Here is a 6,882-nt window from a genome sequence, read left to right as displayed (position 1 = left end):
AGCAATTTGGGGATGTACCAACCGAAGCATTTTTAAAGGCGATCAATTTCGCAGAGCCTTCGTTAATACGTATTGAGGCAGACGAGCTTACGTACCCGCTTCATATAATGATCCGCTACGAAATTGAGCGAGAGATTTTCAATGGAGACTTACAGGCGGAAGATTTGCCGCGCGTTTGGAATGAAAAATATGAAGAATATTTAGGTATTCGTCCGCAAAACGATGCAGAAGGTGTACTGCAGGATATGCACTGGAGTGACGGGAGCTTTGGCTACTTCCCAAGCTATGCGCTAGGCTTCATGTATGCTGCGCAATGGAAACATGCTATGGATCAGGACATTCCGAACTTCGATGAGCTTTGTGAACGCGGAGATTTAGCACCTATTAAAGATTGGCTAACGAATAAAGTCCATCAATACGGTGCATTGAAAAAACCGAATGAGTTAATTTTGGAAGGTACCGGAGAACCGCTTTCCGCAAAATATTTGGCCGACTACTTACAGAATAAATATACACAGCTTTATAATCTGTAGTTTTTTAAGCAAGCCTTTTCCTACAAAGGTTTGCTTTTTTATTTTTAAAAAACCCGCTACATTTAAATGTGACGGGTAATTACGGACTTATGAAAATAGTTTTTGCAGTAGCTGATAACCTAGCCCTTTAAATGCAATATCTAAAGCTGCAGCAATTACGATTGCCACAACAACTCCTATATACAACATCTTTTTCCCTTTCATAAATGCCTCCTGATTCTTTGTTTGATGATTGCCTGTTCTTTGTAATGCTTTATTTAAGCTATATACGATTCCTCATTTTCTACGTGTCTTCATTAGGACAATACACTGATTTTACCATAGCATTTGCATATTTTCTCTCCTCATCAAAACTATTAATGGTCTAAGGCAAGCAAAGGAAAAAGGCGTCTCCCCGGCTTTAGGAAGACACCTGATTTTTTATTTTAATTTTTCAATAAGGTGCTTTAATAAGCGTGCGGTTAAACCCCATATTGTGTACTTTCCGTATTCATAAAACCATTCTTCCATCCGGCTTGAGCGCCACTCGTAATTTTCACCGTTCGCAATTTTATCATACGGGAAATCAATCGGAGGCTTCGGCTCAACCGGAACATAATGCACATACGGTTCATGCGTCAGCAACCAGTTTAAAGGAACCGTAAACAGCTCTTCGACTTCATCCTTATTAAATGTGTTCAGTTCCGACTGCTCAATGATTCCGATGAACGGATAGACAATAAAAGCCGGTGATATAACAAATGGACTGAGATGGCCTATTAGTTCAATCGACTGTTGGTCAATTCCGAGCTCTTCATGCGTTTCCCGAAGCGCTGCAGCAAGCGGCGATTCATCTGTCTCATCAATTTTCCCGCCCGGAAAGCTAATATCGCCAGGTTGTTTGCGCATCGTTAACGCTCGCACCTCAAATAAAATATGCCACTCGCCCTGTTTCTTTACAAGCGGGATGAGCACTGCCGACCGAAAAGCAGTGTCTTCCCCTAAAAACAGAGGCTGCGGTTTTGCAAGCTGTCCTTTCAGTTGATTTAAATCCATAAAATTCTCCACCTTACTAAATAGTTATCTTTATCGTACCATGACCGCCTTGCCTGGTGAAATGGAAATATGGAAGTAACACCTCTCACCCATTTACTGCATACGATACAACAACACTATTAGAGAAAAGGATGACCAAATGAAATGGCTTAGAATCGCCCTTTTCGTTGGGCTTTTATTGTTGTTGGTCGGCTGTGGACAGAAGGATTTGCAGGAAATAAAAGTAGGCGAAGTAACCCGTTCTATTTTCTACGCTCCTCTTTATGCAGCGATTGAAGAAGGCTTTTTTGAAGATGAAGGTTTATCGATTCAACTGTCAACTATCCCTGGAGGAGACAAAACGATGACCGCGCTTTTATCGGACGGCATTGATATTGCCTTAATTGGAGCTGAAACTTCGGTTTATGTATCAGGGCAAAATCCGAACGATAAAGTCATTAACTTTGCACAGCTTACGCAAACAGACGGAACATTTTTAGTCGCGCGTGATCAGAATATCGACTTTAGCTGGGATGCTTTAAAAGGCAGCACATTTTTAGGTCAGCGTGTTGGAGGAATGCCGCAAATGGCCGGCGAATTTGTACTGAAAAAACAAGGGATCGACCCACAAAATGATTTAACATTGATTCAAAATATTGATTTTGCCAATATTGCGAACGCCTTTGCTTCAGGTACGGGTGATTATGTACAACTTTTCGAACCGACTGCAAGTATTTTTGAACAGCAAGGCATCGGAAAAATCGTCGCTTCATTCGGCGAAGAGCTTGGTGCCATTCCATATACGGTATTTATGACGAAAGAAAGTACATTCTCTGAAAAAGAAATGGTGGATAGCTTTACAAAAGCACTTTATAAAGCACAAAAGTGGGTGTACGAAGCATCAAGTGCTGATGTGGCAAAAGCGATTGCCCCTTACTTTGAAGATACAGACCAGAAGATTATTGAGCAGGTTGTGACGCGTTACCGTAATCAGGAATCTTATGCAAAAGATCCGATTATCGATGAAGGTGAATTCCAAAATCTACTTGATGTAATGACCGAAGCAGGCGTCCTGGAGTTTGAGCCAGCTTACAAAGATTTAGTAAACCGGTCATTTGCAGATGCGGTTGTGAAGTAAATGACTTATTTGGAAGTAAAAAATGTTACCCACCATTTCTTTAAAGAACAGCAAGTCGCAACAGCTCTTGAAGATGTAAATTTTACAGTTAATTCAGGAGAATTTGTCTCCTTTTTAGGTCCGAGCGGCTGTGGGAAATCCACACTGCTCTCTTTACTGGCAGGCTTATTGAAACCAACAACCGGTTCGATTAATTTTGCTGAATCGGATGTTGAAATCGGCTATATGCTTCAGCAGGATTTTTTGTTTCCATGGAAAACAATCGAAGACAATGTCGCACTCGGTTTGAAACTGTTAAAAAAAGAAGAAGATCGCTCGATTGTTAATGAATTGCTCGAACAATTCGAATTGGCACATACAAAAAAGCTTTACCCGCCGCAACTTTCGGGGGGGATGCGCCAACGTATTGCCCTTGCCCGAACACTTGCCGTGAAACCAACATTACTTTTGCTTGATGAACCGTTTTCTGCGCTCGATTTCCGATCGAAATTATCACTTGAAAACTTTGTATCAGATACATTGAAGCAATTTTCAACGACAACCATTTTGGTGACGCATGATATTAGCGAAGCCATCGCGATGAGTGATAAAGTATTCATCTTTAGCCCTCGTCCTGGGACTATTGCAAAAAGCTTCATCATCCCGGAGGAAATTCGTGAACTGGCACCATTCGAAGCAAGAAATGCCCCTGCTTTCCAAGTACTATTCCAGGAAATATGGAAGGAGCTTGATTCGGATGAATATTGAACAGTTGCAGCAGCAATATAATGAGAAGCGGCGTCGTGAAAAACGTAAGATTTTCTCTTTCCAAATAATGATCCTTGTTGGCCTTCTATTATTTTGGGAGATTTCGACACATTTCCGCATACTGGATCCGCTGATTTTCAGTAGCCCTCGTGCGGTAGGAAGCCTATTTATTACAAAAATAACGGACGGCACCTTATTCCCGCATATTGCGATTACATTGTTCGAAACCGTTGTCGGCTTTATATTAGGGACCCTTCTCGGAACATTGCTCGCGATTTCGCTATGGTCGTCCAAAACTTTTGCCAATGTAATGGATCCCTATCTTGTCGTACTGAATGCAATGCCTAAAGTAGCAATCGGACCGATGATTCTCGTAGTTTTCGGACCGAATATGCTTGCAGTACTCGTAATGGGTGTGCTCATTTCAGTTATAATATCGACCATTGTTATTTTTTCCGCTTTTCAGCAAGTTAACGAAAACTATATTAAAGTCATGCAGCTTTTCCGGGCATCCAAATATGAAACATTCCGTCATGTTATTCTTCCTGCCTCTACCCCGACGATTATTTCTACTTTAAAAGTAAACGTCGGATTGTCATGGGTTGGGGTTATTGTCGGGGAGTTTTTAGTATCATCAAGCGGTCTCGGTTACCTGATTATTTCCGGGTTCCAAGTGTTTAACTTTACGCTGGTATTCCTGGCGCTTCTCATTATTATTGTATTGGCAACGATTATGTATAAAGGCGTTGAACTGATTGAACGAAAGGTATTGGAAAAGCAGTGATTAGTAAGTTGAAAAAGTCAGCGGTACAATTTGAAAAAACATCCATTTTCCTGTGGGGGGAGAAAAGTGGATGTTTTTGTGCTTTATGTTGTACATAGAAGATCGTTACCTTATCTAGAAAGGTTGAGCTGATAGCCTTTGACAATGATTCCGTCATTCATTGGTTCCAAGTCCCGTTCCGGAACACGTTGAAAGCCCATACTTTCATAAAGGTCGGATGCTTTTGTCATGAACGAAGCTGTATGGAGTCCGATTTGTTCCGAACCTGTTGCTTTTGCTAATTTTCATTTGTTCAAGCCCCTTTGTATTGTTTCTCTAATTACTACTACAACAAAAATAAGAAACCCTTTTGGAGTTCCCCAGTTGTTGGGAAGCAGATTATCAAAATAGCGTTTTATACATTCCAACTCTACGCTCCGTTTGTTGCGAATCGGCCTCAATCCTTTTATGCTAAAACAGTAGGAGGGAAACGAATGGATAATGAAAAAATTGGCCAATTAATTTATACATTGCGTAAGGGAAAAGGGATGACGCAAAAGCAAGTAGCAGATGCTCTGTTTTTATCGGACCGCACCATTTCAAAATGGGAAAGAGGGATCGGATGTCCTGACATTACACTTCTTCCTCAGCTCGCTGCCCTCTTCGATATTCCTATAGAAAATTTACTGACAGGTGAAATAAATCAAAACGATTTGGTAGGAGGCAATATGAAAAATTCAAGCTATTATGTATGTCCAGGCTGTTCGAATATCGGTTTATCCACTGGGAATTTTACCGTTTCGTGCTGCGGACGAAAGCTGGAGCCGTTAGCAGCTGTAAAAGCTACGGACGATCAAAAACTAAATGTAGAAGAAATCGATATGCAATGGTCCATTTCTGCAGACCATCCAATGACGAAAGATCATTACGTATCATTTATCGCTCTGGCAACAGGGGATCAAATTCAATTGTACAAGCAGTTCCCTGAATGGGCTTTGCAGGCAACGACTCCTAGTAAAAAACACGGGATACTAATTTGGTTTGATACACGTGACGGATTATTTTATCAGTATATTTAATTCCTTAATAAACAGTCTCCAACTATTAGACAACAGCTAATAGTTGAGACTGTTTTTGAGTTGTTTTTTATACTACCTCAATAATCGCCTTCAACCCTTCATCCAAAAACGGTATTCCCTCTTCCCGACCTTCAAGCATAATCGAGAAAATATAATCTCTCCCGCTTTTTCCCGTTAAATAGCCGGATAAAGTATTCACTTCATGAATATAGCCTGTTTTAGCGAATATTCGCTGTTGCAGCTCCGGCTCTAAAAAACGGTCTTTTAACGTTCCGCCAACTAGTCTGTTTATATTCCCTCCAACTGGCAATGATTCGTAAAAGTTCTGGAAATACGGTTCTTTTTGCAGCACATACAGTAGCTCGGATATACCATTTGAGTGCAGACGGTTATGATGTGACAGGCCCGAACCATCAGCGAATTGCCATGTCGCAAAATCAATTTGCTGCTTTTCCAAATAAGCGCGCACTACTTTTAGGCCATGCTCATAATCGCCTATTCCATGCTTTTGTTTTCCCATCGTTTTCAGGAAAATATCGGCGATGCTGTTATTACTTAATTTCATAAAAATTGAAAACATCTCAGCGATAGAACGAGACTCGTGCGTGTGGATTAGCTTGGCATGCTTTGGCGTTGTGCCGATATCAATGCCCTCTTCCTGTTCGAAACGGATGCCTGAACCTTTACATAGTTCTCTGAAAAACAGCAGCGTGTTTTTCGTAGGTTCCTGGTGAGACACCCAAACTTTTGCTTTTTCTCCTTCTGGTATTTCTCCTGTTATCACGATTTGACTTGTATTATTTATGCGGCGGATTTCCAATGTATTTTCAGTATTTTTGTCCACTGTTTTTGCTTCATTGGAAATTTGCAGACCACATAAATGCGGGATGACAGTAAAACTCGGCTTTTCCCCAAAATTCCCTGCAGTTGCCTCCACGATAATTGTGCTCGCATCGAAATCATCATTCGGTGACATCGTAATGGGCGAAATACGCGCCCCGTAATAATGGGTTTCCCCTTCATCATCAACTCCCGGAGGTAATGTTTCACCCGAGAAATATGTATCATCCCCGATTAGCTTACCTTTCACATGATGAATGCCGTATTCCCGCAAAATTTTCGCAAAATGCTTAAGTGTCGCTTCATTTATTGTCGGGTCACCGTAACCCTTCACGTAAATATCCCCATTTAACGTGTGGTCTTCAACATTTCCATCGATATAAATTTCTGTTTTAAATCGGTATTCCAGTCCAAGCTCCGCAAGTGCAGCCGCACCCGTCAGGATTTTCATATTGGACGCCGGGCGCATTAAATGACCCCCTCGGTATGTATAAAGAATCTCCCCTGAATTCCGGTCCCGAAGAGTAAAAGTTGCCTTATCCTCCCCTAAAATTGTCACCACTACTTGTTCCAATTTCGTGATTGTATCACAATCTAAATTCTTCTCTTGAATCTCCTCCATACTCTGCCCCCTGAATTGTTAGAATTTACTGTAAATTTATTTTAACAGAAATATTTATTTACGGTTAGCACGAATTGAAGTGGGCAATATTTTCTAATATAAATTGAATTATTCTAATATATTTTTATTTGTTCTAATAAAACTCC

General features: G+C 40.9%; 6 protein-coding genes and 1 pseudogene. 5 read left to right on the top strand and 2 right to left on the bottom strand.

Annotated elements, in window-relative coordinates; translation table 11 throughout:
* Window positions 1–533 (top strand): annotated as a pseudogene (locus ABS917_RS18710) (carboxypeptidase M32); the annotation flags it as partial.
* Window positions 534–953: 420 nt separating this feature from the next.
* On the opposite strand, the gene ABS917_RS18705 reads toward ABS917_RS18710, so the two are convergent.
* Entirely contained in the window at window positions 954–1,568 is a 615-nt protein-coding gene (locus ABS917_RS18705; RefSeq protein ID WP_350480400.1) for an NUDIX hydrolase, read from the bottom strand.
* 139 nt (window positions 1,569–1,707) lie between these two features.
* Here ABS917_RS18705 and ABS917_RS18700 point away from each other — a divergent pair, with 139 nt between their 5' ends.
* The 4 genes from ABS917_RS18700 (at window position 1,708) to ABS917_RS18685 (ending at window position 5,274) form a co-directional block, all read left to right on the top strand.
* The gene (locus ABS917_RS18700; protein WP_350480399.1) at window positions 1,708–2,685 is read left to right on the top strand and encodes an ABC transporter substrate-binding protein; all 978 of its coding nucleotides are present in this window, start codon (window positions 1,708–1,710) and stop codon (window positions 2,683–2,685) included.
* The gene (locus tag ABS917_RS18695) at window positions 2,686–3,432 is read left to right on the top strand and encodes an ABC transporter ATP-binding protein (RefSeq protein ID WP_350480398.1); all 747 of its coding nucleotides are present in this window, start codon (window positions 2,686–2,688) and stop codon (window positions 3,430–3,432) included.
* On the top strand, window positions 3,422–4,216 hold the full coding sequence (locus ABS917_RS18690; RefSeq protein ID WP_350480397.1) for an ABC transporter permease: 795 nt from the start codon (window positions 3,422–3,424) through the stop codon (window positions 4,214–4,216). The genes ABS917_RS18695 and ABS917_RS18690 overlap by 11 nt, the downstream gene beginning before the upstream one ends.
* A 473-nt stretch (window positions 4,217–4,689) precedes the next feature.
* Window positions 4,690–5,274 (top strand): helix-turn-helix domain-containing protein, encoded by a 585-nt coding sequence (locus ABS917_RS18685; RefSeq protein ID WP_350480396.1) that lies wholly within the window; start codon window positions 4,690–4,692, stop codon window positions 5,272–5,274.
* Window positions 5,275–5,341: 67 nt separating this feature from the next.
* On the opposite strand, the gene dacB is transcribed toward ABS917_RS18685, so the two are convergent.
* Window positions 5,342–6,736 carry a D-alanyl-D-alanine carboxypeptidase/D-alanyl-D-alanine endopeptidase gene (dacB, locus tag ABS917_RS18680; RefSeq protein ID WP_350480395.1) on the bottom strand — a complete coding sequence of 465 codons (1,395 nt, stop codon included), beginning with the start codon at window positions 6,734–6,736 and terminating at the stop codon, window positions 5,342–5,344.
* Window positions 6,737–6,882 lie beyond the last annotated feature (146 nt).

The sequence above is a fragment of the Solibacillus sp. genome (genome assembly GCF_040273735.1).
Taxonomy (GTDB): Bacteria; Bacillota; Bacilli; order Bacillales_A; family Planococcaceae; genus Solibacillus.
This window is presented reverse-complemented; position numbering and strand designations above follow the sequence as displayed.